The 24270-nt window shown below is 62.0% G+C and carries 26 protein-coding genes, 1 tRNA gene and 1 pseudogene; 12 read left to right on the top strand and 16 right to left on the bottom strand.

The genetic code is table 11. The annotated features are described in order from the left end of the window. Positions 1 to 387: 387 nt before the first annotated feature. Genes IQ26_RS07890 through dapD form a run of 3 tightly spaced genes read right to left on the bottom strand, consistent with a single transcriptional unit; the run spans position 388 to position 2382 of the window. The gene (locus tag IQ26_RS07890; protein WP_145715597.1) at positions 388 to 1110 is read right to left on the bottom strand and encodes a hypothetical protein; all 723 of its coding nucleotides are present in this window, start codon (positions 1108 to 1110) and stop codon (positions 388 to 390) included. Between the two features lie 21 nt (positions 1111 to 1131). Next, complete coding sequence (locus IQ26_RS07885) at positions 1132 to 1503, bottom strand: DUF805 domain-containing protein (RefSeq protein WP_276316408.1); 372 nt, start codon at positions 1501 to 1503, stop codon at positions 1132 to 1134. A gap of 24 nt (positions 1504 to 1527) precedes the next feature. After that, the gene (dapD, locus tag IQ26_RS07880) at positions 1528 to 2382 is read right to left on the bottom strand and encodes a 2,3,4,5-tetrahydropyridine-2,6-dicarboxylate N-succinyltransferase (protein ID WP_145715593.1); all 855 of its coding nucleotides are present in this window, start codon (positions 2380 to 2382) and stop codon (positions 1528 to 1530) included. A 144-nt stretch (positions 2383 to 2526) separates the two neighbouring features. Here dapD and IQ26_RS07875 point away from each other — a divergent pair, with 144 nt between their 5' ends. Next, on the top strand, positions 2527 to 3366 hold the full coding sequence (locus IQ26_RS07875; protein ID WP_145715590.1) for an LOG family protein: 840 nt from the start codon (positions 2527 to 2529) through the stop codon (positions 3364 to 3366). A gap of 108 nt (positions 3367 to 3474) precedes the next feature. Here the strand turns inward: IQ26_RS07875 and IQ26_RS07870 are convergent, their stop codons facing one another. Continuing rightward, the gene (locus IQ26_RS07870) at positions 3475 to 4182 is read right to left on the bottom strand and encodes a pyrimidine 5'-nucleotidase (protein ID WP_145715588.1); all 708 of its coding nucleotides are present in this window, start codon (positions 4180 to 4182) and stop codon (positions 3475 to 3477) included. A gap of 161 nt (positions 4183 to 4343) precedes the next feature. Here IQ26_RS07870 and IQ26_RS07865 point away from each other — a divergent pair, with 161 nt between their 5' ends. From IQ26_RS07865 to IQ26_RS07860, 3 genes are all read left to right on the top strand, one after another. Then, positions 4344 to 5105 (top strand): GGDEF domain-containing protein, encoded by a 762-nt coding sequence (locus IQ26_RS07865; RefSeq protein WP_145715584.1) that lies wholly within the window; start codon positions 4344 to 4346, stop codon positions 5103 to 5105. Between the two features lie 169 nt (positions 5106 to 5274). After that, a complete protein-coding gene (locus tag IQ26_RS39660; protein ID WP_167522672.1) occupies positions 5275 to 5430 on the top strand; it encodes a hypothetical protein in 156 nt (51 codons plus the stop codon). Beyond that, complete coding sequence (locus tag IQ26_RS07860) at positions 5427 to 6866, top strand: GMC oxidoreductase (RefSeq protein WP_145715582.1); 1440 nt, start codon at positions 5427 to 5429, stop codon at positions 6864 to 6866. Before IQ26_RS39660 ends, IQ26_RS07860 begins: the two co-directional genes overlap by 4 nt. Before the next feature lie 49 nt (positions 6867 to 6915). On the opposite strand, the gene phhA is transcribed toward IQ26_RS07860, so the two are convergent. Then, positions 6916 to 7752, bottom strand: a complete 837-nt coding sequence (phhA, locus tag IQ26_RS07855) for a phenylalanine 4-monooxygenase (protein ID WP_145715580.1) — start codon at positions 7750 to 7752, stop codon at positions 6916 to 6918. A 141-nt stretch (positions 7753 to 7893) separates the two neighbouring features. Here phhA and IQ26_RS07850 point away from each other — a divergent pair, with 141 nt between their 5' ends. Next, positions 7894 to 8370, top strand: coding sequence for an Lrp/AsnC family transcriptional regulator (locus IQ26_RS07850; RefSeq protein ID WP_145715579.1), 477 nt, complete (start codon positions 7894 to 7896; stop codon positions 8368 to 8370). 57 nt (positions 8371 to 8427) lie between these two features. Here the strand turns inward: IQ26_RS07850 and argB are convergent, their stop codons facing one another. Together argB and IQ26_RS40300 are read right to left on the bottom strand one after the other, a co-directional pair. Beyond that, positions 8428 to 9321, bottom strand: coding sequence for an acetylglutamate kinase (gene argB / locus IQ26_RS07845; protein ID WP_145715577.1), 894 nt, complete (start codon positions 9319 to 9321; stop codon positions 8428 to 8430). A gap of 183 nt (positions 9322 to 9504) precedes the next feature. After that, entirely contained in the window at positions 9505 to 9741 is a 237-nt protein-coding gene (locus IQ26_RS40300) for an amidase family protein (protein WP_240547030.1), read from the bottom strand. Positions 9742 to 9933: 192 nt separating this feature from the next. On the opposite strand from IQ26_RS40300, the gene IQ26_RS07835 reads away from it, so the two are divergent. The 4 genes from IQ26_RS07835 to msrB all read left to right on the top strand — a co-directional run bounded on the left by IQ26_RS07835 (position 9934) and on the right by msrB (position 12615). Further along, on the top strand, positions 9934 to 10473 hold the full coding sequence (locus tag IQ26_RS07835; protein ID WP_145715575.1) for a sigma-70 family RNA polymerase sigma factor: 540 nt from the start codon (positions 9934 to 9936) through the stop codon (positions 10471 to 10473). Continuing rightward, positions 10470 to 11168, top strand: a complete 699-nt coding sequence (locus IQ26_RS07830) for an anti-sigma factor (protein WP_145715573.1) — start codon at positions 10470 to 10472, stop codon at positions 11166 to 11168. Before IQ26_RS07835 ends, IQ26_RS07830 begins: the two co-directional genes overlap by 4 nt. A gap of 217 nt (positions 11169 to 11385) precedes the next feature. Then, complete coding sequence (locus IQ26_RS07825) at positions 11386 to 11943, top strand: fasciclin domain-containing protein (RefSeq protein WP_145715571.1); 558 nt, start codon at positions 11386 to 11388, stop codon at positions 11941 to 11943. 168 nt (positions 11944 to 12111) lie between these two features. Continuing rightward, complete coding sequence (msrB, locus tag IQ26_RS07820) at positions 12112 to 12615, top strand: peptide-methionine (R)-S-oxide reductase MsrB (protein WP_145715569.1); 504 nt, start codon at positions 12112 to 12114, stop codon at positions 12613 to 12615. 30 nt (positions 12616 to 12645) lie between these two features. Here msrB and IQ26_RS07815 read toward each other — a convergent pair. The 4 genes and pseudogenes from IQ26_RS07815 to IQ26_RS07800 form a co-directional block, all read right to left on the bottom strand. After that, a pseudogene (locus IQ26_RS07815) lies at positions 12646 to 13133 on the bottom strand (DUF2269 family protein). Continuing rightward, the gene (locus IQ26_RS07810; RefSeq protein ID WP_145715567.1) at positions 13133 to 14413 is read right to left on the bottom strand and encodes an SDR family oxidoreductase; all 1281 of its coding nucleotides are present in this window, start codon (positions 14411 to 14413) and stop codon (positions 13133 to 13135) included. The pseudogene IQ26_RS07815 and the gene IQ26_RS07810 overlap by 1 nt, the downstream one beginning before the upstream one ends. Positions 14414 to 14510: 97 nt before the next feature. Further along, positions 14511 to 16100: a DHA2 family efflux MFS transporter permease subunit gene (locus tag IQ26_RS07805; RefSeq protein ID WP_145715564.1), complete on the bottom strand. Its 1590-nt coding sequence runs from the start codon at positions 16098 to 16100 to the stop codon at positions 14511 to 14513. 18 nt (positions 16101 to 16118) lie between these two features. Continuing rightward, entirely contained in the window at positions 16119 to 17300 is a 1182-nt protein-coding gene (locus IQ26_RS07800) for an HlyD family secretion protein (protein ID WP_145715562.1), read from the bottom strand. A 143-nt stretch (positions 17301 to 17443) separates the two neighbouring features. Here IQ26_RS07800 and IQ26_RS07795 point away from each other — a divergent pair, with 143 nt between their 5' ends. Continuing rightward, positions 17444 to 18205 (top strand): TetR/AcrR family transcriptional regulator, encoded by a 762-nt coding sequence (locus IQ26_RS07795; RefSeq protein ID WP_407660318.1) that lies wholly within the window; start codon positions 17444 to 17446, stop codon positions 18203 to 18205. On the opposite strand, the gene yihA is transcribed toward IQ26_RS07795, so the two are convergent. The 5 genes from yihA to rpmH form a co-directional block, all read right to left on the bottom strand. Continuing rightward, complete coding sequence (gene yihA / locus IQ26_RS07790) at positions 18202 to 18861, bottom strand: ribosome biogenesis GTP-binding protein YihA/YsxC (protein WP_145715559.1); 660 nt, start codon at positions 18859 to 18861, stop codon at positions 18202 to 18204. The two genes, IQ26_RS07795 and yihA, sit on opposite strands and share 4 nt — an antisense overlap. Beyond that, entirely contained in the window at positions 18858 to 19496 is a 639-nt protein-coding gene (locus IQ26_RS07785) for a CatB-related O-acetyltransferase (protein WP_145715557.1), read from the bottom strand. The genes yihA and IQ26_RS07785 overlap by 4 nt, the downstream gene beginning before the upstream one ends. 260 nt (positions 19497 to 19756) lie before the next feature. Then, positions 19757 to 21571: a membrane protein insertase YidC gene (gene yidC / locus IQ26_RS07780; RefSeq protein WP_145715555.1), complete on the bottom strand. Its 1815-nt coding sequence runs from the start codon at positions 21569 to 21571 to the stop codon at positions 19757 to 19759. A 13-nt stretch (positions 21572 to 21584) separates the two neighbouring features. Continuing rightward, positions 21585 to 21938, bottom strand: a complete 354-nt coding sequence (rnpA, locus tag IQ26_RS07775) for a ribonuclease P protein component (RefSeq protein ID WP_126036779.1) — start codon at positions 21936 to 21938, stop codon at positions 21585 to 21587. A gap of 21 nt (positions 21939 to 21959) precedes the next feature. Next, positions 21960 to 22094: a 50S ribosomal protein L34 gene (rpmH, locus tag IQ26_RS07770; protein ID WP_008833937.1), complete on the bottom strand. Its 135-nt coding sequence runs from the start codon at positions 22092 to 22094 to the stop codon at positions 21960 to 21962. Between the two features lie 292 nt (positions 22095 to 22386). Here rpmH and IQ26_RS07760 point away from each other — a divergent pair, with 292 nt between their 5' ends. Together IQ26_RS07760 and IQ26_RS07755 are read left to right on the top strand one after the other, a co-directional pair. Next, the gene (locus IQ26_RS07760; protein ID WP_145715553.1) at positions 22387 to 23874 is read left to right on the top strand and encodes a sensor histidine kinase; all 1488 of its coding nucleotides are present in this window, start codon (positions 22387 to 22389) and stop codon (positions 23872 to 23874) included. Between the two features lie 196 nt (positions 23875 to 24070). Further along, a tRNA-Arg gene (locus IQ26_RS07755) sits at positions 24071 to 24147 on the top strand. The last annotated feature ends 123 nt before the right edge of the window (positions 24148 to 24270 follow it).

Raw genomic sequence — 24270 nt, 5'->3', positions numbered from 1 at the left:
CGGTCCCTTTGCCCTGCGTTTGCGGGCCTGCTCGCACTCCCGCATCAGCAGGAAGCGGACGGCAAATAGGATGAGGTCGGCCGCGATCCAGGCATAAGGCCACCGGTCTCCGGTGATGATCGCGGCGCTGACTGCCAGCACCAGGACGCTGATGGTGCCGAACAGGACAGCGAATTTGCGGTCGAAGGTGGTGTCGAGAAGCCGCGCGCGGACAGCTTCCGGTTCCGCTCTCATCGGCGAAGAAAACCAGGCGAACAGCCGCGCGCCAGCGCTTCGCCTTCCGCGCGTTCTTGGGTTGGCCAGGGGTTCCTCGTGTGCCAGTCGAGTGCTCCGTGTCGGTCGACACAGTCTCCACCGGCATGCTGGACCAAGGTGATTAAGATTCGCTTAGGTATCTGGATGTGCCGACCGCGAGGGACCGTCGATCAGCGTGATCTTTTGCCAGATATTCCGCGACAGGTTGGAGGCGAGAGTCTCGATATCGTTGACACCATCGACGACGACATTGTCATTGACCGACTGGGCAAACAGCGCGGCGATCTTGCCGGTGATCGACAGCATTTCGGAGCAATAGTCGAGGTAGCGGGCGAGATCGCCACGGTCGGTTATGCGTGCCGGTGAATGCGACGCCGGCTTGAAATTGGTTGAAAGCACTGCCGGATCCTTGGTCAGCTGATGCATGTCGATGACGTGGATCAGCGATCGCAAGCCGTGAAGCTTGCGAAACACCTGTTTGCGCTTGATACGCTCCTCGGTTCGGATCAAGGCCAGGAAGCCGAGCACCGCGAGGATGATCATGTTGATCGAGGATTCGATGCCTTGCACCGATTGGATGGCATCGTGGTTCCCCGAAATACGACCGAGCGGCAGGATGGTGCCGACGAACAGGAACATCATCGCGCCGGCGGCAATGGAAGCGATGACGATGCCGCGCAGCCACCAGATCGGCGCTTCCAGCGCCTTCGCCGCCTTGGCCAGATCGCGCGACAGCGACACAAGCTCGATGGCGACGCCACGCAAGCCTGCATCGGGAAAACGGTCGGCGACGCGTTTTTCCAATCGCTCGGCGGTTTCGATGATCAGCTTCGAATCAAGCGTGCGGTAGCGCATGATGAGATACCCGACCGACCCTCAGCGTTCGGCCGGTGCATTGGTGCGTTTGCCGTAGCGGTTGGGTCCGGGATCACTTTTGAAAAAGGCCAGGATGACAAGGAGAATGGCGCCGACAACGAGAGAGATCAATGCGTAGTAGGTAGGCTTGCCGAAATCATGGAACCGCTTCGCCGTCAGCGCAAAGGTCGACCATGTCGAGACAATCACGGCGATCCACCAGGCGAGCGCCCAGTACTGACTTGCGGCCGTGCCGAGTGGCGTTCGCGAGAACTGGTAGAGCAGGAAAAGTTGAACGAGGAGGGGCAAAAGACCAGCCAAAACATAGGCACTGGGGTTCACTCGCCCGGAAAGGCTGAAGAAAAGCCATAGAAATCGCGGTCTGTCGGGCAATCGGGTGCGTCCTTTTTTCAAGGATCAATCGCGAAGCAGTTCATTGATCGAGGTTTTGGAACGGGTCCTGGCATCCACCCGCTTGACGATGACGGCGCAGTAGAGGCCCGGCCCGGGCTCGCCGCTGGGCAATGGCTTGCTGGGCAGCGAGCCGGCGACGACGACGGAATTGGCCGGCACTTCGCCGTAGAAGACCTCGCCGGTGGCGCGGTCGACGATCTTGGTCGACTGGCCGATGAAGACGCCCATTCCGAGCACCGAGCCCTCGCGCACGATGCAGCCTTCGACCACTTCGGAGCGCGCGCCGATGAAGCAATTGTCCTCGATGATGGTGGGGCCGGCCTGCATCGGCTCCAGCACGCCGCCAATGCCGACGCCGCCCGACAGATGCACGTTCTTGCCGATCTGGGCGCAGGAGCCGACCGAGGCCCATGTGTCGACCATGGTGCCGCTGTCGACATAGGCGCCGACATTGACGAAGGACGGCATCAGCACGGCGCCGGGCGCGACATAGGCCGAACGCCGCACGATCGACGACGGCACGGCGCGGAAGCCTGCCTTCTCGAAATCGACGGCGCTCCAGCCGTCGAATTTCGACGGCACCTTGTCCCACCACACGGCCTGGCCGGGACCGCCCTCGATGATCTCCATCGGATTGAGCCGGAACGACAACAGCACCGCTTTCTTCAGCCACTGGTTGACATGCCATGTGCCGTCGGCCTGGCGTTCGGCGACGCGGACGATGCCGCGGTCGAGCAGGTCGAGCGCCGACTGGATGGCTTCGCGTGTCGCGCCCAGGGTTGCTGTCGAAATCGCGTCGCGTTCCTCGAAGGCTTTTTCGATGGTGTTTTCGAGGCTCGCCAGATCGGGGTTCGACATGAATTCGCTCCATTACCAAGCTGTTAAGGTGCCGCGCCTTAACCTGTTTGAAAGTCGCGCGGACCCTATGTGAAGGTCGAGTAGGGGTCAATCGCGGCTGCGTCACGGGACGGCGCAAGTGAATGATTTGGACGGGTAGGTAATATGAACCCCATGGAAAAGGCGGGGTGGACGCCGCTGCCGCATTCGGACGAGGATCTGGAGCGGTCGAAAAGCGTGCCGGACACGCCGCAGACGCGCGCCGAGACCTACCGGCTGGCCTGGAACGATCCCGATTTCATGACACGGCGCGAATTGCGTGCGGTGCGGCTGCAGCTCGAACTCCTGAAGCCGGAGATGATCCTGGCCGAACGCGGCATCCATTCGACCGTCATCCTGTTCGGCGGGGCGCGTATCCCCGAGCCGGGCGGTGAAGCCTGGGCGGCCAAGAACGAGACGCAGAGGAAGAACCTCGAGGAAAACAGCAAATATTACGAGGAGGCGCGCAGGTTCGCCCGCCTCTGCTCGCAGCAGTCGGCCGCCTCCTATTATCGCGAATTCGTCGTGGTGACAGGCGGCGGACCCGGCGTCATGGAAGCAGGCAACCGCGGCGCCGACGATGTCGGCGCACCGTCGATCGGCCTCAATATCGTGTTGCCGCACGAGCAGGCGCCGAATGCCTATGTAACGCCGGAACTCTGTTTCAATTTCCACTATTTCGCGGTCCGCAAGATGCATTTCGTCATGCGCGCCAAGGCTGTCGCGGTATTTCCGGGCGGCTTCGGCACGATGGACGAATTCTTCGAGACGCTGACCCTGATCCAGACCGGCCGCATGGAACGCGTGCCGGTGATCCTGTTCGGCAAGGCTTTCTGGAAAAAGGCGATTGACCTCGACTTCCTCGCTGAGCAAGGCACGATCACCCCCGGTGACCAGGACATCATCGATTTGGTCGACACCGCCGACGAAGCCTGGGGGATTATCAGCCGCTTCTACGAGCTCTAAGGGCTGCCGGTCGCGTGGCCGACCGGGCTATCTTTCTTGTTTGAAGCGGTTGCCCTGGCGTGGTCAAGCTTCCCGATGAAACAAGCGCCGATCAGGCGGGAGGCGGCTTCAGGCTGGAATCTCGACGATCGCGGTGAGGAATTCGGCAAGATCGTCGGTGACGAAATCCACGTCGTCCTCGTTGGCCGGGTCACGTTCCCAGATTTCCGAGAATGTGGGCTCGAAGTTGCGCGGCACGACCAGCACCGTGGTCATGCCCAGCGATTTCGGCACGGACAGGTTGCGGGCCAGATCCTCGAACATCACCGCATTGTGGCCGGTGATGGCGTGGAGTTCCGCAAACTTCTCGTAAGTCCGGCGCGCCGGCTTGGGGTTCAGCCCGGCGGCGACGATATCGAAGATGTCGTCGAAATGGTCGAGGATGCCGAGTTGGCGCGCGGTGCGTTCGGCATGCCTGCGGTCGCCGTTGGTGAAGATGAACTTGCGGCCGGGAAGCTGGCGGATGGCGGTGCCGAGAACGGGATCTGGCACCAGCCAGGAATAGTCGATGTCATGGACCTTCTCGAGAAAGTCATCGGGATCGATGCCGTGGCGCGTCATCAAACCGTTCAGCGTCGTGCCGTATTCCCGGTAAAGTTCCTTCTGCAGCTTGCGAGCATCGTCGCGCGGCAGCGTCAGCAGTTCCCCGATGTAGGCGGTCATCTTCACGTCGATCTGCGAGAACAGATTCGAATGGTGCGGATAGAGCGTGTTGTCGAGGTCGAACACCCAGTCGGTGACATGGGCAAAGCGGGCGGGTTCCGGGAACGTGGTCATGCATTCCTTATGGCACGAAACGGTGCTTTTGGCAGAGGCTTTATCCACAACTTATGCGCGTTGCGAGGCGCCAAAGTGGCGCAACGATTCAAATTTTAGGCATCGCCGAAAGGTGGCATTCAGGGCTTGCTGGCACAGAGGCAGTCCAGTGGGAGCAAGCGATGAGCCGCATATTTCTGAAGTCCGCCGCCGTCGCTTTCACCTCCCTCGCGGTCTCGCTTCTGTTGACGCTGATCGTCGTCCCGGCGATGGGCTTTCCGTTCAACCGCACGATGTGGCTGACATCCACGGTCTGCCCGCTCGCGCTTGCTTGGATCGCCAGCGGGCATACGTTCTGGCAGGGCGAAAGGCTGAAAAGTGCCCATCGCGACCTTGCCCGCGCTCATGCGCAACTCGCCGCCGCGCATCGGCGCCTTTCCGAAAAGGCGAGCCGCGACGACATGACAGGCATGCTCAACCGCGAGAGCTTCTTTGCGGCGCTCGACGCCTCCCGGCGTAAATCCGATCGCGGTACGTTGCTGATCATCGATGCCGACCATTTCAAGATCATCAACGACAGCTACGGTCATCTGACCGGCGACGACGCGCTGCTGCTCATCGCAAACGCGATCGAGCGCGGCGTGCGTAGCGGCGACGTGATCGGCCGCATCGGCGGCGAGGAATTCGGCGCGTTTCTGGTCGGCGCCACCGAACAGGAAGCCAAACGCGTCGCCGAGCGCATCCGCCGTGAAGTCGAACTGATCCGCTTCCGCCCCGTCGATGAGCGGACCATCCCCCTCACCGTCAGCATCGGCGGCGTCACCTGCGGCGAAGATGCCGCCGTATCGGATCTGATGCGTGCCGCCGACCAGCGCCTTTACCAGGCCAAGCACAGCGGCCGCAATCGGACCATCCTGGACAGGGACGTTTCCGAAGCGGCCTGAGCGGTCTCGCTCGTTAAGAAAATCCTAACGTTGTTTGCACGCAGCCGGACCGTTTACACTGCTTAAGCAGGTGTGCCGCTAGGCTTGGCACGGAACTGGCTTTTCTTGGCGAGCATGTGCCTTTCAGGGAACGCCATGCGTGGATCGAAGCCCCCATCGAGAGCGTGTCATGAGTTTCTTCACCAGGAAGATATCGCGCCGCACGGTCATGCAGGCGCTGATCGCGTTGCCGGCACTGTCGCTGGTCCGCAAGCTGCCCGTTGCCGATCCGGAGGCGATCGTCGAGGTCAATGGTTGGATCCTCAAGCGAGGCGACCTCACGTGATCTTCGACAGCTACGAGGCATTTCGAGCCGTGAATTTCACCGCCAAAGTCTGCATTCTCGGCTCCGGGCCGGCCGGCACCACGATCGCCAGGAAGCTTGGCGCGGCCGGCATTCCGGTTGTGGTTCTGGAGGCCGGCTCCCGCGAGTTCAGCGATGACTCACAGGATTTCTACCGTGGCGTCACGGTCGGCGACCCCTATTTCGATCTCGACATCACCCGGCTGCGTTTCATGGGCGGTAGCTCCAATCACTGGGCCGGCTGGTGCCGCGTGCTCGACAGCCAAGATTTCGAGCCGAAGGCATGGGCGCCGGATACAGGATGGCCAATCAGCCGCGCCGACATCGAGCCCTATCTGCCTGAAGTCCACGAAATCCTCGAACTTCCCGATTTCCGGCCGGATGTGCTGGTCTCGGACGACATTCGCTGGGTGCAACTGATCAAGAGCTCGGCCGTGCGTTTCGGTGAAAAATTTGCCGACGAACTCGACAGGAGCAGGAACGTCGCCGTGGTGCTCGACACCTATGCCACCGAACTCGCTGGTGACGGCAAGAGAGTGACCGGCGCCAAACTGTGGTCGAACGGCAAGGATCCCGGTTCCTTCACCGCCGATTATTTCGTCGTCTGCACCGGTGGCTTGGAAAACTCACGGTTGCTCCTATGGTCGAACCAGCGCTCGAACGGCGGTGTGGTGCCGAATGCAGCGGCACTCGGCACCTACTGGATGGAGCATCCGACCTTCGAAGGCGGCAATGCCATCCTCGCCGATTATAGCGAGTTTGAAGTCGACGCCACCAACGAGGCCTTCTTCTCGCCGACGCTGGCGGCCATGGAGCGCCTTGAGATCATGAACTTCGGCATCAGGCTGATCGAGACGCCGTATCCCGGCATCAAAAGCATCATCGCCGACCTTGCCTGCACGGTGCCTGAGATGGCCGAGTGGGTGTCCCATCAGCTCAGCCAGAATCTGCGCTGCGCCGCCCAGCTCTATGTCACCTGGGAACAGGCGCCGCTGGCCTCGAACCGGATCCTATTGTCGAAAACCGATGTCGACCACGCCGGCGTGCCACGCATCGAGCTGCACTGGAAAAAATCGGAACTGGAGCGCCGCACGCTCCTGGAGGGCCTGAGGCTGTTTGGCACGACGTTTGTCCAGAAGGATCTCGGCCGGGTGCGCATCGCCAACTGGCTCACCAATGGCGGGGACTATCCGACAAACGAGGAATTGGCTGGCCACCACCATATGGGCGGCACGCGCATGGGCACGGACATGACCAAAAGCGTTGTGGACGCCAACTCAAAGGTACACGGCATGGATAATCTCTATGTCGGCGGCTCCTCGGTGTTTTGCACGTCCGGCGAATGCAATCCAACGACGACGATCGCCGCATTGGCCTGCCGGCTGGGCGACCACCTCGGCAAGGTCATCGGCGCATAGCCGGCCGGCGAGCAATCGACGCTCAAGCAAAAGTAGAGCGTCGGTCGTTCTAAAGTTCCGCAGGGTCGAGCGCCGGCTTTCCCTTGTGGCGTCCGACGATCGCCGCCAGGCCGGCGACGTCCTGGAAGGCATCGCGCAAGACGTCGAAGGACGGCAGCACAAAATAGGCGCGCTGGAACTTGTCGATCTCGTAGCTGGTGCGCATCATCGTTTCCAGATCGAAGGGGACATGGTGCGCGTCCTTGCTTTCGATCGCGAACTGAAGTTCCGCAAACGATGACATCAATCCAGCGCCGAAAGCCTTCACCGGTTGGCCTGTTTCCTGAATCAACCCGTATTCGACAGTGTACCAGTAGAGGCGGCTGATCATCTCGTCGCCGCCGAGCGCGATCAGATGTTCGGCCTTCTCACCATACATCTGCATGAAGTCGGCAAAGACCGGCTGGGTCAGCGCCGGCACATGGCCGAAGAAGTCGTGGAACATATCCGGCTCGACGATGTAGTCGAGCTCCTGCCGCGTCCGCAGCCAGTTGGTGACCGGAAAGCGGCGATCGGCGAGATGGTCGAAAAACGGGGCGGCCGGGATAAGACCCGGCACGGCGACGATTTCCCAGCCGGTGAGCTTGCGCAGCTTTTCGCTGACCGCGCCGAAATCCGGGATCTTGTCGAGCAGACCAAGCGCGGCGACGCCGTCGAGATAGGACTGATGCGCCAGCTTCTGCGTCAGCTTCGTCTGGCGGTCGCACAATGTGCGCCACACGGCCTGCTCGTCAGCGCTGTAATCGTAGTGTTGCGCTACGGTGAAGTCGGCACGGCAGACCGAATAGTCGCCGCGAAGGCCTTGCGCCGCGCATTCCTTTGCATAGTCGGCAACGCTTATCGTCATGGCTCTTCTCCTCGCAACTCATGAACCGGCGAATTCTCCTAAGAGATAGCTGAATGCGGCGAGGCAAATCAGCTTTGATGATGGTCCGAATGCAGGATTGGAGGTAAAAGTCGTCACCGAAACGCTATTGGAGAGGTGAAAATGCCTCAGTTTGACGATTTCGAGATCAAGATGCTCGATATCCTGCAACGCGATGGGCGCAAGCCGGTATCCGAACTGGCGCAGGAGATCGGCCTGTCGACGACGCCGTGCGCGCGTCGCTTCGAGGCCCTTCAGGGCGCCGGCATCATCAAGGGTTTTGCCGCGTTGCTTAGTCGCCGCGCTGTCGGCCTGATGGTCGAGGTGTTCATCCAGGTGCGCCTGGTGAGCCACAGCGACGGCTCGCCCGAAACCTTCATCGCCGCCGTGCAGCGCATGGACGAGGTCTCGTCATGCTGGACGATGACCGGCGACCACGATTTCCTGCTGCATGTGATGGTGCCGTCGGTCGACGACCTCAATGCCTTCGTCATGCACCGGCTGATGCGGCTCGATGGTGTGCGCGACGTTCACACGCAGCTTGTGCTGCAGAACATCAAGGGGCCGGGCCACGTCCCGCTTGGGCACCTCAAGCGATGAGCCTGCCGGACGCCTGAGCCCTGGATCTCCGGCTACGAAACATCCGTCAGCCTTCGCTCACGGCACGATCAGCGTGCCGGCGCCGTGTTCGGTAAACAGCTCGAGCAGCACCGAATGCGGCGTCTTGCCGTTGAGGATGACGACGCCTTCGACGCCGCGCTCGATCGCCTCGATGCAGGTCTCGACCTTCGGGATCATGCCGCCCGACACCGTGCCGTCCTTGATCAAGGCCTTTGCCTCGGCCACGGTCAGCTCGTCGATCAGCTTCTTGTCCTTGTCGAGCACACCGGGCACATCGGTCAGGAATAAGAGGCGTGTCGCCTGGCAGGCGCCGGCAATGGCGCCGGCGAAGGTGTCGGCATTGATGTTGTAGGTGTGGCCGTCGCGGCCGGGCGCCACCGGTGCCAGCACCGGGATCATTTCGGACCGCGCCAGAAGGTCGAGCAGCGTGCGGTCGACCTCGATCGGCTCGCCGACGAAGCCGAGATCGAGCACGCGCTCAATGTTGGAATCCGGGTCGATCATGGTCTTGCGCGCCTTCTCGGCGAAAACCATGTTGCCGTCCTTGCCGCACAAGCCGATCGCCCATTCGCCCTCGGCATTGATCAGCGCGACGATCTCCTTGTTGATCGAGCCGGCCAGCACCATCTCGACGATCTCGACCGTCTTCTGGTCGGTGACGCGCAGGCCGCCCTCGAATTTCGATTCTATGCCCATCTTGGCCAGCATGGCGCCGATCTGCGGCCCGCCGCCATGCACGACGATCGGGTTGACGCCGGATTGTTTCAGAAGCGCGATGTCGCGGGCGAAGGCCTTGCCGAGAGCATTGTCGCCCATGGCGTGGCCGCCATATTTCACCACGACCGTTTTGTTCTCGTAGCGCTGCATGTAGGGCAGCGCCCTCGAAAGCAGCGCGGCCTGCATTTCGGCGGTGGCGGCGAGGTCCGTCATCGGCATGTTTCCCAGCTTGGCATGAACGGCGGCGTCTTAGCGGGAATTGCGCCGGGCCGCAAACGACTTTGCTGTCACATCAGGTGAAATCGGGCCGCTTCTATATACCGGCACCTTGAGCGGCGCTTGCCGCTTCAGCCATCCCGAAATCTTTTCCATCTGCGCGGCAAACGACAAAAGCGTCTATTCGTCGCCGGGGCGGCCGGCGGCCTGGACGCCGAGCGGCAGGCCGGCATCGGTGACATAAATGGGCAGCGCGGTCGACGGCTGGCCGCTGACGTTCTGGATAGCCGGCCAGTGGGTGAACCACAGGCTCTTGTCCATCAGCTGGCCGAACAGCGGCTTGATTTTCAGCAGGCGGGCAAGGTGCAGTTTGTCGAGCACGTCCTCTATGAACGCGTCGGCGCCCTTCGGGTCCATGGCGCCGCAGGCGAGCGCGGATGAGGCTCCACAGCTAGAGCCATCGGACCCAAACGTGGAAAACCGGCTTTGGGAAAATCCGGTTGCCAAAATGGTCGGCTACTTTCTTGGCAGTCGAAGTCCGCGATGATCCCGCCCTCAAGAACACTTCTGCCGTTGCAAATACATTCCAATCGCCTAATTTGGCGGCCGATGACGCCGCGGGACATCAGCAACCTGATCGTTCGGACCTCGATGAAGGACCGAGCTGCGTTCGATCTGCTCTACCGGCAGACCAGCGCGAAACTTTTCGGCGTCTGTCTTCGTGTATTGAAGGATCGGGGGGATGCGGAAGAGGCTCTTCAAGAGGTCTTCGTCAAGATATGGACGAAGGCGGACCGTTTCGCCGTCTCGGAGCTAAGCCCGATTTCCTGGCTGGTGGCCATTGCGCGCAATCATGCGATCGATCGGATAAGGGCGCGGCGAGAGCCTGCTGCCTACATCGATGCCGCGCTCGACGTGGCCGATCCGGCAGCGGGACCGGAGGCGGCGGCTGTTGCGGGAGGTGAATCCGGGCGCATCCATCATTGTCTCGATGAATTGGAAAAAGACCGGGCGGCCGCCGTCCGGGGTGCCTATCTGGACGGAGAAAGCTATGCCGACTTGGCCGCACGCCATGGCGTGCCGCTGAACACGATGCGAACCTGGCTGCGGCGCAGCCTGTTGAAGCTCAGAGAGTGTCTGGAAAGATGACGCTGGCAGACGATAACGGACCGGAACCTGAGGGCGACGACCTGTTCGCCGCCGAATACGTTCTCGGCGTGCTGGATGCGGACGAACGCGAGATCGCGTCGCGCCGCATCGACGCGGACGCCGCTTTCGCGCACCTTGTCGATGCCTGGGAGGTACATCTTTCGCCGATGATTGCCGCCTGTCCGGAGACGGAGCCTCCGATCAGGGTCAAGGAGGCAATAGATAGCCGGCTATTTGTGGCGGAGCCTCGCGCGGGCCTCTGGTCAAGTCTTGCCTTCTGGCGCGGTCTTGCCGCCGCTGCCGTTGCGGCGCTGGCGATCTATGTCGCCGTGCCTTACCTCAACCCGCCGCTCGAGCAACCGCGGCTCGTCGCCTCGCTGGCTGCCGACGGCAGCGATGTCAGATACCTTGTCGTCTACGACGCCGCCGATCGCGAAGTCGGCTTGTCGCATGTCTCCGGCGAACGTGCCGCCGGCAAGGATTTCGAACTGTGGATGATCGAAGGCAAGAATACCCCGGTCTCTATGGGCGTCATCCCGGCCGGTCAGACCGCGCATATGACGATTGCGCCGGCCGTGCAGGAGAAACTTGCCCGGGGCGCCGTGCTTGCGGTCAGCCTCGAGCCGGCCGGCGGTTCGCCGACCGGCCAGCCGACAGGCCCTGTGGTCGCTGCGGGCGATCTGAAGGGAATCTGACCGCTGGTACCCATTCTCTTCAAGGAGATTCATAATCGATCTCCCGCAGTGGCGCGAACCCAGGAAGCATTTAGGTTTAAGTCCTCGAATGGTATGGAGCGCGCAGTTCGACGCTGCGAAATATTTTTTTGCTGAACGACGAAACTCACGCACTTATCTAGCGTATCTCCTGCGCCCCCAAAAGAGGGGGAAAATATAAACTAAGGAGATTGAGATAATGCGTAAATTCGCCACTCTTTTGCTTGCCGGCACGGTCGCCGTCTCCGCGCTCGCCACCGCCGCCTATGCCGAAAACCCGATGGTCGGCGGCGCCGCCATGTATGCCACCAAGACCATCGTCGAGAACGCCGTCAACTCGAAGGATCACACGACGCTGGTTGCAGCCGTCAAGGCCGGCAGCCTGGTCGAGACGCTGCAGAGTGCCGGTCCCTTTACCGTGTTCGCGCCGACCAACGACGCCTTTGCCGCGCTTCCAGCCGGCACGGTCGACACGCTGCTCAAGCCCGAAAACAAGGACAAGCTGGTCAAGATCCTGACTTGCCACGTCATCGGTGCCAAGGCGATGGCCGCCGACGTCGCCAAGATGGCCATGGACGATGGTGGCGCGCACAAGGTCAAGACGGTTGGCGGCTGCGAGCTGACGCTCAAGGCCGATGACGGCAAGGTCACCGCGACCGACGAAAACGGCAATGTCGCCAATGTGACGGTCGCCGATGTCGAGCAGTCGAACGGCGTCATCCACGTCATCGACAAGGTTCTGCTGCCGAAGATGTAACGAAGGGCCTTCTGCCAGCGAAGATATTGCTGAGGCTCTCCGAACACACTTCGCGCCGTTTCCACCAAATGTGGACCGGCGCGGAGTGTTTTGCGATGCTGATCGTCACCGGCTTTTGATTTCCGTATGGCGGTCGAAACTGGCAAAGAAATAACAGGAGGAATGGTCATGAATCGTCGCGATCTTCTTTTGAGCGGCGCGGCCGCCATTGGCGCTGTTGCAGGCGCCACCGCTCTGATGCGCATGGGCCGGCCGCAGGATGCACACGCGGCCGAAACCTTCGAGATCACCAAGACCGAGGCCGAGTGGCGCGCCATCCTGTCCGACGCGGCTTTCAATGTGCTGCGCAAGGAAGGCACCGAATATCCGGGCACCAGCCCGCTGCTCAACGAACACCGCAAGGGTATCTTCGCCTGCGCCGGCTGCGACCTGCCGCTCTACTCGTCCGAGACCAAGTTCGATTCCGGCACCGGCTGGCCGAGCTTCTGGCAGGAGATTCCCAATGCTGTCGGCGAGACCGTGGACAGGTCTCTCGGGATGACCCGAACCGAGGTCCACTGCCGCCGTTGCGGCGGCCATCTCGGCCATGTCTTCAACGATGGCCCGCCGCCGACCGGCTTGCGCCATTGCATCAACGGCGTCGCCTTGACCTTCAAGCCGGCCACCGCCTGATGGCCTGCGAGCTGTCTCCTAACCTTGGCCCTAGTTGAGGTCTAACAGGGTGATGCTGGGTTTGGTCAACATCAGCCAAAAGATCGCGATCACCGCGAAAAAGGCTGGAGAGCCGAAAGCAAACCAGATGCGATAGAGCCGATGGAAGCCGGGTGGCAGGGTGGCCGCCTCGGCGGCTGCATACTTGCCATGTCGCGCAAGCGGATCTGGATCCAGACCACCGGTAACCAGAAAAGGCCAATGAAGACGTAAAGCACCAGTGACAGGATGAGCCAGCCTTCGTTGAGCGGCCAGCCGATAACACGCGCCAGCCCGTATCCTGTCAACGGCTGGAGCACAACAGCTGTTGCCGTGAAGACGGCATCGGCGATGACAACGATGCCGGCGACATGGGCGATAATGCGAGGGTCGCGGGTTCGCACTGCCATAACCATGAAAAAGGCTATCCCGGCGCCGGTGCCGAACAGCACTGTCGCGCCGAGTAGGTGGACAAGCCGAAGAAAGTCTTCGACCGCCATCAGCGTTCATCCAAAGTGGCAAGAGCTGCAAGCGTCAGCAGAATCGACGGCACCACCTTGACGAGAACTCCGAGCGGATCGAGCCAAAGTGCGGGTTCGGTGAGCGTTGCGGCAACAAGATAGGCGAGCGTCAGGAAAAGCATGCCGACAAGCGCGCGTCTTGTCCACGGTCGGTATAGGACGGTAAGCCCGAGAACGATATCGGCGAGGCATGTCGCGACCACCATGATGCTTGCAAGACGATCAGGCAGAAGGGTGGCGAAATGGTTTCGCGCCGCCTCGAACCTGAGGAAGGGCACCAGGCCGGAGATCAACCAGAACAGCGACAAGACAATGATGGTTGGCGATTTCAGCAGATAGAGGCGGGCGAACCAGATATCCTGGACCCCTGAAGGGGCGGCGGCCAGGGACTCGGCCGCCGACGAGAGAGGCGGATCGTTGTCCCGTGGCCGCCGGGTTTCGACACCACCTGACATGACCGCCATTGCTGTCGAGCGGAGCGGCGAACGCCACCCGAGCCTGCCGGCCATATCGGCGAGCCATGTCACCGGTCGCGCGACCGCGGACGGCACGGCAATTACCGGAGCTGAAGGGAGGCCGAGCCAGCTACGGTGTAATAGAACTAGTTCCTTCAGCGTGAGCCTTTCATCGCTGCCGAGAGCAACATCGGATCCGGGTGGCAGGGTGCCCTGAATGGCCGCGTTGACGGCGCTCGCGACATCGTCAAGGGCAACTGTCGTGACGAGGCTGTTGGCGTACACCAGCGGGATCGCCAATGGAAAGGCTGCGAGAGCCCTCAGCAATGCGGAGCCACCATGCGCATTGCGGCCGAGGACAAGCGCCGGACGAAGGATGACATAGGGTATGCCGCTTGCGGCGAGAGCCGCGTCTGCCCGCCGCTTGGTGCTAAGAAAGGCAATGTCGCGGCCAAGGGTTTCTGTTTCCGCCGATATCTGGACGATCAGCAGTTCCCGATCCCGCGCTGCCTCGTAGAGCGCCAGCATCGCCCTTTCCTGGGTGGCATATAGGTCGTCGGAAAGCCCATCCTGCAGCCCGCCGGCGCAATTGACGACAACGTGCTGGCCCTCCAACACTTGCTGCCAATTGTCGCTCTGCGTCATGCCGGCAAGATCAGCAGCCAGCCAGCGAACATGCGGCATCTTCAGCGCGGCACGCGCGGGATAGCGCCCAAGCCCCGTGACCTGATGACCTTCGTCCACGAGTTTTCTTGTAACGGCGGAACCGATGAAGCCGGTCGCGCCGAGAATCAGGATGTTCATGCCGGAATTCTAGCCGAAACCAGGTAGGATGGCTCCTGTCGGCTTCCGGCAACGCCATGCAGCAGACGTCGGGCCGAACGATGGTTCGATCCCCCTATCAGTGTCCGCTGCCGCCTCCGCCGCCCGGTTCCGCCGGCTTGCGGATGAACAGGACGAAGATCGCCAGCGTGGCGAACAGCGCCGTCAAGAGGTAGAACACGTCCATGAAGGACAGCAGCGACGCCTGCTGCTGGACCATGGCGGACAGTCTGGAGATCGCCGCCTTGGAGGCGTCCAGGCCGGCATTCTGCTCGAAGTCGAGCGTCATGTTCTGCAGCTTGGTCTGCGCCTCGGCACTACCCCATTGCACATGCTCGGCCAGCCTTGCGTAGTGGAAAGCGTTGCGGTCGATCAGCACGGTGTTGATGACGGCAAGGCCGACCGCGCCACCGAGGTTGCGGGTGAGGTTGAACAGGCCGGAAGCGTTCTTCAACCGCTCGGGCGGCAGCGTCCCCAGCGCGATGTTGTTGATCGGCACCATGCACAGCATCATCGAGGCGCCGCGCAGGATCTGCGGCACCAAAAGTTCCCAGAAATCCCAGTCGGCGGTCAGATAGGTCATGCGCCAGGTCCCGGCTGCGAAGCCGAGGAAGCCGATCATCATCATCAGCCGCGGATCCATCTTGCGCGACAGGATGCCGGAAATGGGCGCGGTGGCGAACATCGCCAGGCCGCTGACGAACAGCGCCTCGCCGATCATCAGGGAATCGTAGCCGCGGATGCGTCCGAGGAACACCGGATAGAGATAGGTCAGGCCGTAGAGGCCGATGCCGATGACGAAGGAGAAGAGCGAGCCGAAGGCGAAGTTGACGTTGGTGAAAGCCTTGAGGTCGACGATAGGCTCCTCGGCGGTGAAGGCGCGCCAGAAGAACAGCACCGCACCGGCCGTCATCAGGATGGCGCAGATGAAGACCGCCTGGTCCTGAAGCCAGTCATTGTTCGGGCCTTCCTCGAGCACATATTCCAGCGAACCGAGGAAGGCCGCCATGCCGGCAAGGCCCCACCAGTCGAACTTGCGGAACAGGCTGAGATCGGGCTTGTCGAAATCGATCAGCGACCACGCCGCGGCAGTGACCAGGATGCCAGGCACCACATTGATCAGGAACAGCCAGTGCCAGGACATGGCATGGCTGATATAGCCGCCGACGGTTGGACCGATGGTCGGCGCCAGCGTCGCCACCAGACCGATCATCGGCGAAACCATGGCGCGGCGCGACGGCGGAAAGATGGTGAAGGCGGCAGCGAAGACACTCGGGATCATGCCGCCGCCGATGAAGCCCTGGATGGCGCGGTAGACGATCATCTGGTCGATGTTGGTGGCGGTCGCCGCAAGTGCGCTCGCGGCGGTGAAGCCGGCCGCGGAGACGGTGAACAGCACACGCGTCGACAGCATCCGGCTGAGAAAACCGGACAGCGGGATCATGATGACTTCGGCGATCAGATAGGCGGTCTGCACCCAGGGGATTTCGTCGGAGCTGGCGCTCAAGCCCGCCTGAATCTCGGACAGCGAGGCCGAAACGATCTGGATGTCCAGGATCGCCATGAACATGCCGAACACCATAGCCAGGAAGGCTATGATGCGACGCGGCTCGATGTGGTCGACCGGCTTGGCCGGCGCCGATCCTGCGGTCAGGGTTGCGGTCGCCATGACGCTGCTCCGGGCCGCTTACTTCGACGCCGAGGGCGCAGTGCGGCTGTCGACGGCGACCACGACGCTCAAGCCCGCGCGCAGCCTGCCTGTCTTCAGCACGTCCGCCGGCACGTCGATGCGAACCGGGACGCGCTGCACGACCTTGGTGAAATTGCCGGTGGCGTTTTCCGGCGGCAGCAGCGAGAACACCGCGCCGGAAGCCGGCGCCAGCGACGAGACGGTGCCTTCGAAATCCTCGCCGTCGATCGCATCGACCGAAATCCTGACCTTTTCGCCAGGCACCAGCTGGGCAAGCTGGGTCTCCTTGAAATTGGCGACGATATAGAGCTTGTCCATCGGCACGATGACGGCGAGCTTCTGTCCGGGGCTGATCAGGTCGCCCTGCTCGACGGAGCGGTTGCCGACCACACCGTCATAGGGCGCGCGCAGCACGGTGAAGGACAGGTCCCGCGCGGCCTTGTCCCGGGCAAGCTGCAGCGACGCCAGCGTGCTTGCCGTCTCCGCGCGCTGCGCCTGAAGCACACCGATATTGGCCTGCGCCGCCGCGATCTGGGCGTCGGCACCTGCAAGCGCGGCATTGGCCTGCTCGACCGCGGTCTGGGCATCATCCAGCTGAGCCTGGGTGCCGACATGTGTCTTCAGCAATTGGGCGGCGCGCGCTTGAACACGCGCCGCATTGTCGGCGGCAGCCTGATCGGCGGTTTTCTGCGCCTGCGCCTGCTTGAGCGTTGCGCGCGCCGCCTCGGTCTGGGCGTCGATGCGGTCGAGCGTCTTGCTCAAGGTGGCGATCTGCGCCTCGGCCTGGGCGACCGCTATTTTGTAGTCGCCGTTGTCGACGATCAGCAGCGGGTCGCCGGCTTTCACCTGCTGGTTCTCGATCACCTTGACCTGATCGACGTAGCCGGAGATTTTCGGCGAAATGAACGCCATGTCGGCCTGGACATAGGCGTCGTCCGTTGAGATCATGAAGCGCCCGTCGGTCCAGTAGTCGTAGCCGTACCAGGCGCCTGCGCCCAGTAAGCCAAGCGCGATGATCGGCAACAGAAAGGAGCGCGCCGAACGCTTCTTTTTGGCCGGCGCCTCGGCTGGAGGGCTGATTGCGGGCTCGGTCGGTGCGTTCGGCGCCTCGGTTGCTGGCGCGACCTTGGCGTTGGGGAATGGACGGACTTCGGCGGTGACAGGCGCTTTCGAGGACATTGAGGATCTCTCTGGGAACATCTCTGGAAGATCAGTCAGACTGAACCGTTCGGTTCGATGTGAGCATTGACTTAGCGCTGAGAGAGGCCCATATCAAGGGTGATCGAACCGATCGGTTCGAATATTTTTCGAGGTGTGACCTTATGACCGACCCTGACGCTGGCCCACTGCCCGACACTGGCCCATTGCCTGACTCTGGCAAGGACCAGTGCGATTTGCTGGACAGCCTGCGTCGCGGCCGCCCGGCAGCGGGACAGGATCCGGTGAAGCGCAGCCAGATCATCGACGGCGCGCGCCGTGTCTTCATCGACAAGGGCTTCGAAGCTGCGTCGATGAATGACATCACCCGCGAGGCCGGGGTTTCCAAGGGCACGATCTATGTCTACTTCGCCAACAAGGAAGAGTTGTTCGAGGCGCTGATCGAGGAAGAGCGCGGCACGATCTTCAAGAACATGTACGATATGCTCGACCGCGCCGACGACCTTCGCGAGACGCTGGTGAAGTTCGGCAAGGTGCTGTCCCTCAAGATCACGTCGGCCAAGGTCATCCAGGCGCAGCGCACGGTGATCGGCGCATCCGACAGGATTCCCGAACTGGGCGCACGTTTTTACGAACGCGGCCCGAAACGCGGCCATGACAAGGTCGTGGCCTTTCTTAATGCCGCCATCGAGCGCGACCTGCTGAAGATCGACGACGTTGATCTTGCCGCCTATCAGTTCACCGAACTATGCTTGGCCGGTCTTTTCCGTCAGTGCATATTCGCCTACCGCACCAAGGCCCCCAGCCACGATGAAATCGACCACATCGTCAGGTCAGGCGTCGGCATGTTCCTGAAGGCTTACGGCACCGAAAGGCTTGCCACGGAAGAAAGCCACCAGATGATTGCACTAGAGGCGAAGTCCTAGCCGCCATTGGCCGCCAGCACGATCGCCGCGCGCAATTCCTCGAGGCCCTCGGTCTTTTCCGAAGACGTGGCGAGAACGAACGGAAACGCGGCCGGACGCTTCTTGATCTTCGCAAGCGTTTCTTCAATCAGTCGCGGTACCCCGGCCGTCTTGATCTTGTCGGTCTTGGTCAGCACGATCTGATAGGAGACCGCCGCCTTGTCGAGCAGCGACAGCACTTCGTCATCCTTGGCCTTGATGCCATGGCGGGCGTCGATCAGCACGTAGACGCGCTTCAGCGTGACGCGGCCTTTGAGGTAGTCGAAGACGAGTTTCGTCCAGTCGTCGACCTTTTCCTTGGGCGCGGTGGCGTAGCCGTAGCCCGGCATGTCGACCAGCGCCATCGGCGGCAGATCGGCGCCTTCGCCGGAAAATCCATCCGGAACGAAATAGTTGAGTTCCTGCGTCCGCCCCGGCGTGTTGGACGTGCGCGCCAGCCCCTTCTGGTTGACCAGGGCGTTGATCAGCGACGATTTGCCGACGTTCGAGCGGCCGGCAAAGGCGATCTCCGGCGGTCCTTCCGGCGGTAGGAACTTCATCGCCGGCACACCACGGATGAATATCCATGGTCGCGTGAACAGCTCGGTGCCGATTACAGTCTTGTTCAACGCGTTCAAACCGCTGCCTCCAGAAGAGAAATATCGGCGCCACGAATGGCATTGAGATTACGGCTGATCTTTTCCACCGGCCAGTCCCACCACGACACCGCCAAAAGCCGCCAGATGATCCTGTCGTCGAAGCGCATCTTCACCACCTTGGCCGCATTGCCGGCGACGATCGCATATGGTGGCACGTCATGCGTCACCACCGATTTTGCCGCAACGATGGCGCCATGGCCGATCGTCACGCCGGGCAGGATCACCGCTTCCATGCCGATCCATACATCATTGCCGAGCACTGTGTCGCCGCGCAATTCCTTCGACCAGGTCGCCGGATCGAAACCCTCTTCCCAACCATGACCGAAGATATTGAACGGATAGGTCGAAAAGCCGGACATGGCATGATTGGCGCCGTTCATGATGAAGCGCGCGCCCTCGGCGATGGCGCAGAACTTGCCGATGATCAGCCGGTCGCCGATGAATGGATAATGATGCAGCACGCATCGCTCGGCGAATTTGTCCGGCCCGTCCGGATCGTCATAATAGGTGAAGTCGCCGATCTCGATGTTTGGCGCCGTGACCAATCCCTTCAGGAAACCGACGCGCGTATGCATCGGGATCGGGTGTTTGATGTTGGGGTTGGGTCCGATCATGGTCTGGCTCCATCGGCGAATAAACAGGCAAGGGCAAAATAGCGCGATCCGCTCGGCAGCACCAACCGCGCGCGGAGCGGATCATCCTTACCTGTTCATCGACGGAGCGCTCCTGAAACGAGAGCGTGCTTATAGGGATGTGTCGCGGCGGCGTCTACCGCCGGGCCGACTGGATTCGCCGTTCGCCGGCAGCTCGGCTTCTGCGAAAAAGCCCCGGTCGGACCGGGGCTTTCCTGGATTCGCAAAAAAGGGCTCGCCGGCTATTCCGCCGGCGACGGTTTCTTCCGGAAAAGCGCGACCAGATTGTCCCACAACTCGATTTTGGCGCCCTGGCGCTTCATGATGACGCCTTGCTGGATGATCGAAAGCAGGTTGTTCCAGGCCCAGTAGATGACGAGGCCGGCCGGAAAGCCCGCCATCATGAACGTGAAGACCACCGGCATCCAGGTGAAGATCATGGCCTGCGTCGGGTCCGGCGGCGTTGGGTTCATGCGCATCTGCAGGAACATGGTCACGCCCATGATCAGCGGCCAAACGCCGATCATCAACATATGCGGCAGGGTGATAGGGATGAGGCCGAACAGATTGAAGAGCGAGGTCGGGTCGGGTGCCGCCAGATCCTGGATCCACCCGAAGAACGGTGCATGCCGCATCTCGATGGTAATGTAGAGCACCTTGTAGAGCGCAAAGAAGACCGGGATCTGCAGCGCCACCGGCCAGCAGCCGGCGAGCGGATTGATCTTCTCGGTCTTGTAGAGCTCCATCATCGCCTGTTGCTGCTTCATCTTGTCGTCCGCGTATTTCTCGCGGATCTCCAGCATCTTGGGCTGCACCTTCTTCATGTTCGCCATCGACGCGTAGGACTTGTTGGCGAGCGGATAGAAGACGGCCTTGACGACCACGGTGGTGGCTAGGATGGCAAGGCCGAAATTGCCGAAGAATTTGTACATCGTGTCGATCAGATAGAACATCGGCTTGGTGATCCAGATGAACCATCCCCAGTCGATCAAACGGTCGAACAGCCTGATGTTGCGGTCCTGCGCATAGGCGTTGACCTTGGCGACTTCCTTGGCGCCGGCGAAGATTTCGGTCTCGACCGTCGCCGACTGGCCGGCATCAACGGTGATCGGGTCGGTGAGGAAGTCGGCCTGGTAGCGAGGGCGGCCGTCCTCGAAATAGGCGTAATGCGGCTGGAACGGCTGCTTCTCGGTCGGCACCAGCGTCACCGCCCAGTATTTGTCGGTAATGCCCAGCCAGCCGTCGGTCGACTTGCCCGGCGTGTACTGCTTGTCGTCCTCGATGGCCGCGTATTTGTGTTCCTGCAGGCCTTCCGTGCCGGTGACGCCGATCAGCCCCTCATGCAGCACATAGATGCTGGCAACGGCAGGCTTGTCGAAGCGGGTGACACGACCGTAGTTCGACAGGGTGACGGCGGCCGAGCCCGAATTCTGCACCGTGTCCGAGACCGTGAACATGTAGTCGCTGTCGACTGAGAAGGTGCGCTTGAAGGTCAGGCCCTTGTCGTTGGTGAAGGTCAGCGTGACCGGTGTCGCCGGCGTCAGTGTCGCATTGCCGTCGACGGTCCACACTGTTGCCGGCCCTGGCAGCGCGCCGATCTCTTCGCTGCCGACAAAGCCGATCTCGGCATAGTAGCCAGTGGGCAGCGCCGCCGGGTTGAGCAACTCGATCTCGGGCGAGTTCTTGTCGACCGTCAGCGTGTAGTGCTTGAGCTTGAGGTCGTCGAGACGCGCGCCGGTGAGGTTGATCGAACCCTCCAGACTCGGCGTGTCGATCTTGACGCGTTTTGTCGACGCCAGCGCCTGCTCGCGGCCGGCCGGCGTCGTGCCGTCGGTTCCCGGTGCATTGGGAATGGCGCCTTGTTGCGGCACCGGCGTTTCGCTGCCGCCCGGACTGGCGCTTTCGGCCGCCTTCTTCTGCTCCGCTACCCGCTGCTCTTCGATACGGGCCGCCTCGCGTTGCGCCTCGCTGCGCGGCAGCACGTAAAAATACTGCCAAAGCGACAGGATCAGCACCGACAGCGCGATGGTGATGAAGAAGTTCCGGTTGTTTTCCATCGAAAGCCTTGGCCTATCGTGTTCCGCGCAGTCGGCGGGAGAGTTCGGCCTTCAGCTGGCCGAATGGAATGGTAAGCACATCTTCGCGTCCGACGATGACATAGTCATTGCCAGGCGCCATGTCACCCGCTGCATGCGTGCGCACGGCTTCCCTCAGCCGCCGCCGGATGCGGTTGCGGACGACTGCGTTGCCGACCTTCTTGGTGACCGTGTAGCCGACGCGAGGCGCCTCGCTGTCGCTGCGGTCCAGAACCTCGACGAGAAAAAGCCGCCCGCGGCGCTTCTCGCCACGCCGGGCAGCCAGGAATTCCGCGCGTTTCAGAAGCCGTTTGGGATGTGCTCCCGCTGGCTTGCCGGTTGCGGGCAACGATCTCGTCTTTCGCTCGGGTCAGGCGCTGAGCCGCTTCCGGCCGCGGTTGCGGCGGGCTGCGACGACGCCACGACCACCCTTGGTGGCCATGCGGGCACGGAACCCGTGCCGGCGTTTGCGGACGAGTTTGGACGGTTGGTAGGTACGCTTCATTTGTTTTAATACCGCGGGGTGCGGCCCTTCTTGATTCTGTCACTTTGTAACAGGAGCTTTGCCGGGCCGGTTTGGCGCGATCGAAACCGCGCCGGGACGAATGGCCCGAGCGTGAGCGGGCTTATAGAAAGAAGGGTTTTGGAAGTCAATCCGGCGCCGGCATCCGGCGCCGTCGGGCCGATGGCTGAAGTCTTGGCGGTCTTACCCCATGTTGGGACGAAGGACGAAATTGGCAAAAATGCCGCAATGGCCTAATCTTGGCTGATCAAGTGATCGTGAAGACAAAAGCAGCATGAGTGAAATACCACCCGCGGATGAAAGGATCGATCGGGCGGCGGCCGACGCCGGGACGGTGCCTTTGTCGCGTGGATTGTCGACAAAGCTCCTGCTGCTCACCATCGTCTTCGTGCTCCTGGCCGAAGTCCTTATCTTTCTGCCCTGGATCGCCAGCTACCAACTGAGCTGGCTGAAGGAAAGGCTGAGCACCGCCGCGGCCGTATCGATCGTGCTGGTGCAGGGAGAGCCCGCCTCGCTCTCCCGCGCCGCCCAGAACGACGTGCTGACGGCGATAGGCGCCAAGGCGATCGCCGTACGCGACGGCGGCGTCTCGCGCCTTTTGGTCGTGGCCGAAATGCCGCCGCAGGTCGACGAGCATATCGACATCGCCAATGTCGGCCTGGTCGAGGGCATGACCAGCGCTTTGGACACGCTGTTTTTCGGCGGCGAGCGGATGCTGCGCGTTTTCGGGCCGGTCGGCGACAGCGACAAGGAATTCGAGCTGATCATGCCTGATCACAGCCTGCGCAATGCCATGCTCATCTATTCGCGCAACGTCGCCTTCGTCTCGCTGCTGATCTCGCTGTTCACCGCCATGCTGGTCTACGCCGCCATAGACCTGATCATGATAGGTCCGATCCGGACGATGACGCGCTCGATGTTGGCCTTCTCAGAGGCACCGGACGACCCCGGGCGGATCATCCGCCCTGCCGCCCGCGCCGACGAGATCGGCGTCGCCGAGCGCGAGCTTTCGCAGATGCAGGAGCGGCTGCAAAAGATGCTCGCCGAGCAGAAACACCTAGCCGACCTTGGCCTCGCCGTGTCGAAGATCAATCACGACATGCGCAACATCCTGGCGTCGGCGCAGCTGATGTCGGATCGCCTGCGTCAGGTCCAGGACCCGACCGTGCAGGCCTTTGCGCCGAAACTGCTGCGCGCGCTCGATCGTGCCGTATCCTATTCGGAAGGTGTGCTCTCCTATGGCCGTACCCAGGAGCCGCCGCCGTCGCGCCGCAGGCTCAGGCTGCACCAACTAGTCGACGACGTCCACGGCCTGCTCGACACCGAAGGCGGCATCGAATTCGTCAATGCCGTCGATCTGGCCTTCGAGGTGGATGCCGATTCCGATCAGCTCTTTCGCGTGCTCACCAATCTTTGCCGCAACGCCGTGCAGGCGATGGCGGCGGACGCGGAAAGTGCGGTGGTGCGCCGGTTGGCGGTGTCGGCCGAGCGTCTGGGCAGCGTCAGCCGCATCACGGTCACCGACACCGGCCCCGGCCTGCCGCCGAAGGCGCGCGAGAACCTGTTCGCGGCGTTCCGCGGCTCGGCCCGCAGCGGCGGCACCGGCCTTGGCCTGGCGATCGCCTATGAATTGATCCGCGCCCATGGCGGCACGGTGGAGCTTGTCGAAAGCAGAGGCGGCCGCACCACATTCGCGGTCACCATTCCCGATGAGCCGGTCCGGCTCGACCAGGCCCGCAACGGCCTGCGCCGCCCGGCCTGATCGTCGCCCCGCCTGATCCTCGCCTTGGCCCGGTCCCCTCCGATCCTCGCCCTCTCCGATCCTGGCCAAGACATGAACAGCAAAACTTTTGCGGGATCGGCTTGCTTTTCGGAAATTCAGTCGCTAGGGAACACGTCACATTCGCGGCCGGTCGCCAGGATCGGATCGCGGGGCCATGCAAAGCATGGCCCGTTGCGCGCCCGTAGCTCAGCTGGATAGAGCACCAGACTACGAATCTGGGGGTCAGGAGTTCGAATCTCTTCGGGCGCGCCATATTTTCAATGACTTAGCGGATTCGCGGCGTAACCGGGGCAAAACCGGTGGCGGACGCGGCGTTATGACTCGGGTGTATCGGGTTAGAGAGGGTGGCGGTTTGGCGGGCGGCGTGATTCTGTC

The sequence above is a fragment of the Mesorhizobium tianshanense genome, assembly GCF_007830515.1.
In the GTDB taxonomy this organism is placed as follows: Bacteria; Pseudomonadota; Alphaproteobacteria; order Rhizobiales; family Rhizobiaceae; genus Mesorhizobium; species Mesorhizobium tianshanense.
This window is presented reverse-complemented; position numbering and strand designations above follow the sequence as displayed.

What these genes read in the sequence shown, in the direction of transcription:
- IQ26_RS07890 (WP_145715597.1), bottom strand. Translation starts at nt 1,110, where the DNA reads ATGCGCTACCGCACGCTTGATTCGAAGCTGATCATCGAAACCGCCGAG.
- dapD (WP_145715593.1), bottom strand. Translation starts at nt 2,382, where the DNA reads ATGTCGAACCCCGATCTGGCGAGCCTCGAAAACACCATCGAAAAAGCC.
- IQ26_RS07875 (WP_145715590.1), top strand. Translation starts at nt 2,527, where the DNA reads ATGAACCCCATGGAAAAGGCGGGGTGGACGCCGCTGCCGCATTCGGAC.
- IQ26_RS07870 (WP_145715588.1), bottom strand. Translation starts at nt 4,182, where the DNA reads ATGACCACGTTCCCGGAACCCGCCCGCTTTGCCCATGTCACCGACTGG.
- IQ26_RS07865 (WP_145715584.1), top strand. Translation starts at nt 4,344, where the DNA reads ATGAGCCGCATATTTCTGAAGTCCGCCGCCGTCGCTTTCACCTCCCTC.
- IQ26_RS39660 (WP_167522672.1), top strand. Translation starts at nt 5,275, where the DNA reads ATGAGTTTCTTCACCAGGAAGATATCGCGCCGCACGGTCATGCAGGCG.
- phhA (WP_145715580.1), bottom strand. Translation starts at nt 7,752, where the DNA reads ATGACGATAAGCGTTGCCGACTATGCAAAGGAATGCGCGGCGCAAGGC.
- IQ26_RS07850 (WP_145715579.1), top strand. Translation starts at nt 7,894, where the DNA reads ATGCCTCAGTTTGACGATTTCGAGATCAAGATGCTCGATATCCTGCAA.
- argB (WP_145715577.1), bottom strand. Translation starts at nt 9,321, where the DNA reads ATGACGGACCTCGCCGCCACCGCCGAAATGCAGGCCGCGCTGCTTTCG.
- IQ26_RS40300 (WP_240547030.1), bottom strand. Translation starts at nt 9,741, where the DNA reads ATGGACCCGAAGGGCGCCGACGCGTTCATAGAGGACGTGCTCGACAAA.
- IQ26_RS07835 (WP_145715575.1), top strand. Translation starts at nt 9,934, where the DNA reads ATGACGCCGCGGGACATCAGCAACCTGATCGTTCGGACCTCGATGAAG.
- IQ26_RS07830 (WP_145715573.1), top strand. Translation starts at nt 10,470, where the DNA reads ATGACGCTGGCAGACGATAACGGACCGGAACCTGAGGGCGACGACCTG.
- IQ26_RS07825 (WP_145715571.1), top strand. Translation starts at nt 11,386, where the DNA reads ATGCGTAAATTCGCCACTCTTTTGCTTGCCGGCACGGTCGCCGTCTCC.
- msrB (WP_145715569.1), top strand. Translation starts at nt 12,112, where the DNA reads ATGAATCGTCGCGATCTTCTTTTGAGCGGCGCGGCCGCCATTGGCGCT.
- IQ26_RS07810 (WP_145715567.1), bottom strand. Translation starts at nt 14,413, where the DNA reads ATGAACATCCTGATTCTCGGCGCGACCGGCTTCATCGGTTCCGCCGTT.
- IQ26_RS07805 (WP_145715564.1), bottom strand. Translation starts at nt 16,100, where the DNA reads ATGGCGACCGCAACCCTGACCGCAGGATCGGCGCCGGCCAAGCCGGTC.
- IQ26_RS07800 (WP_145715562.1), bottom strand. Translation starts at nt 17,300, where the DNA reads ATGTCCTCGAAAGCGCCTGTCACCGCCGAAGTCCGTCCATTCCCCAAC.
- IQ26_RS07795 (WP_407660318.1), top strand. Translation starts at nt 17,444, where the DNA reads ATGACCGACCCTGACGCTGGCCCACTGCCCGACACTGGCCCATTGCCT.
- IQ26_RS07785 (WP_145715557.1), bottom strand. Translation starts at nt 19,496, where the DNA reads ATGATCGGACCCAACCCCAACATCAAACACCCGATCCCGATGCATACG.
- yidC (WP_145715555.1), bottom strand. Translation starts at nt 21,571, where the DNA reads ATGGAAAACAACCGGAACTTCTTCATCACCATCGCGCTGTCGGTGCTG.
- rpmH (WP_008833937.1), bottom strand. Translation starts at nt 22,094, where the DNA reads ATGAAGCGTACCTACCAACCGTCCAAACTCGTCCGCAAACGCCGGCAC.
- IQ26_RS07760 (WP_145715553.1), top strand. Translation starts at nt 22,387, where the DNA reads ATGAGTGAAATACCACCCGCGGATGAAAGGATCGATCGGGCGGCGGCC.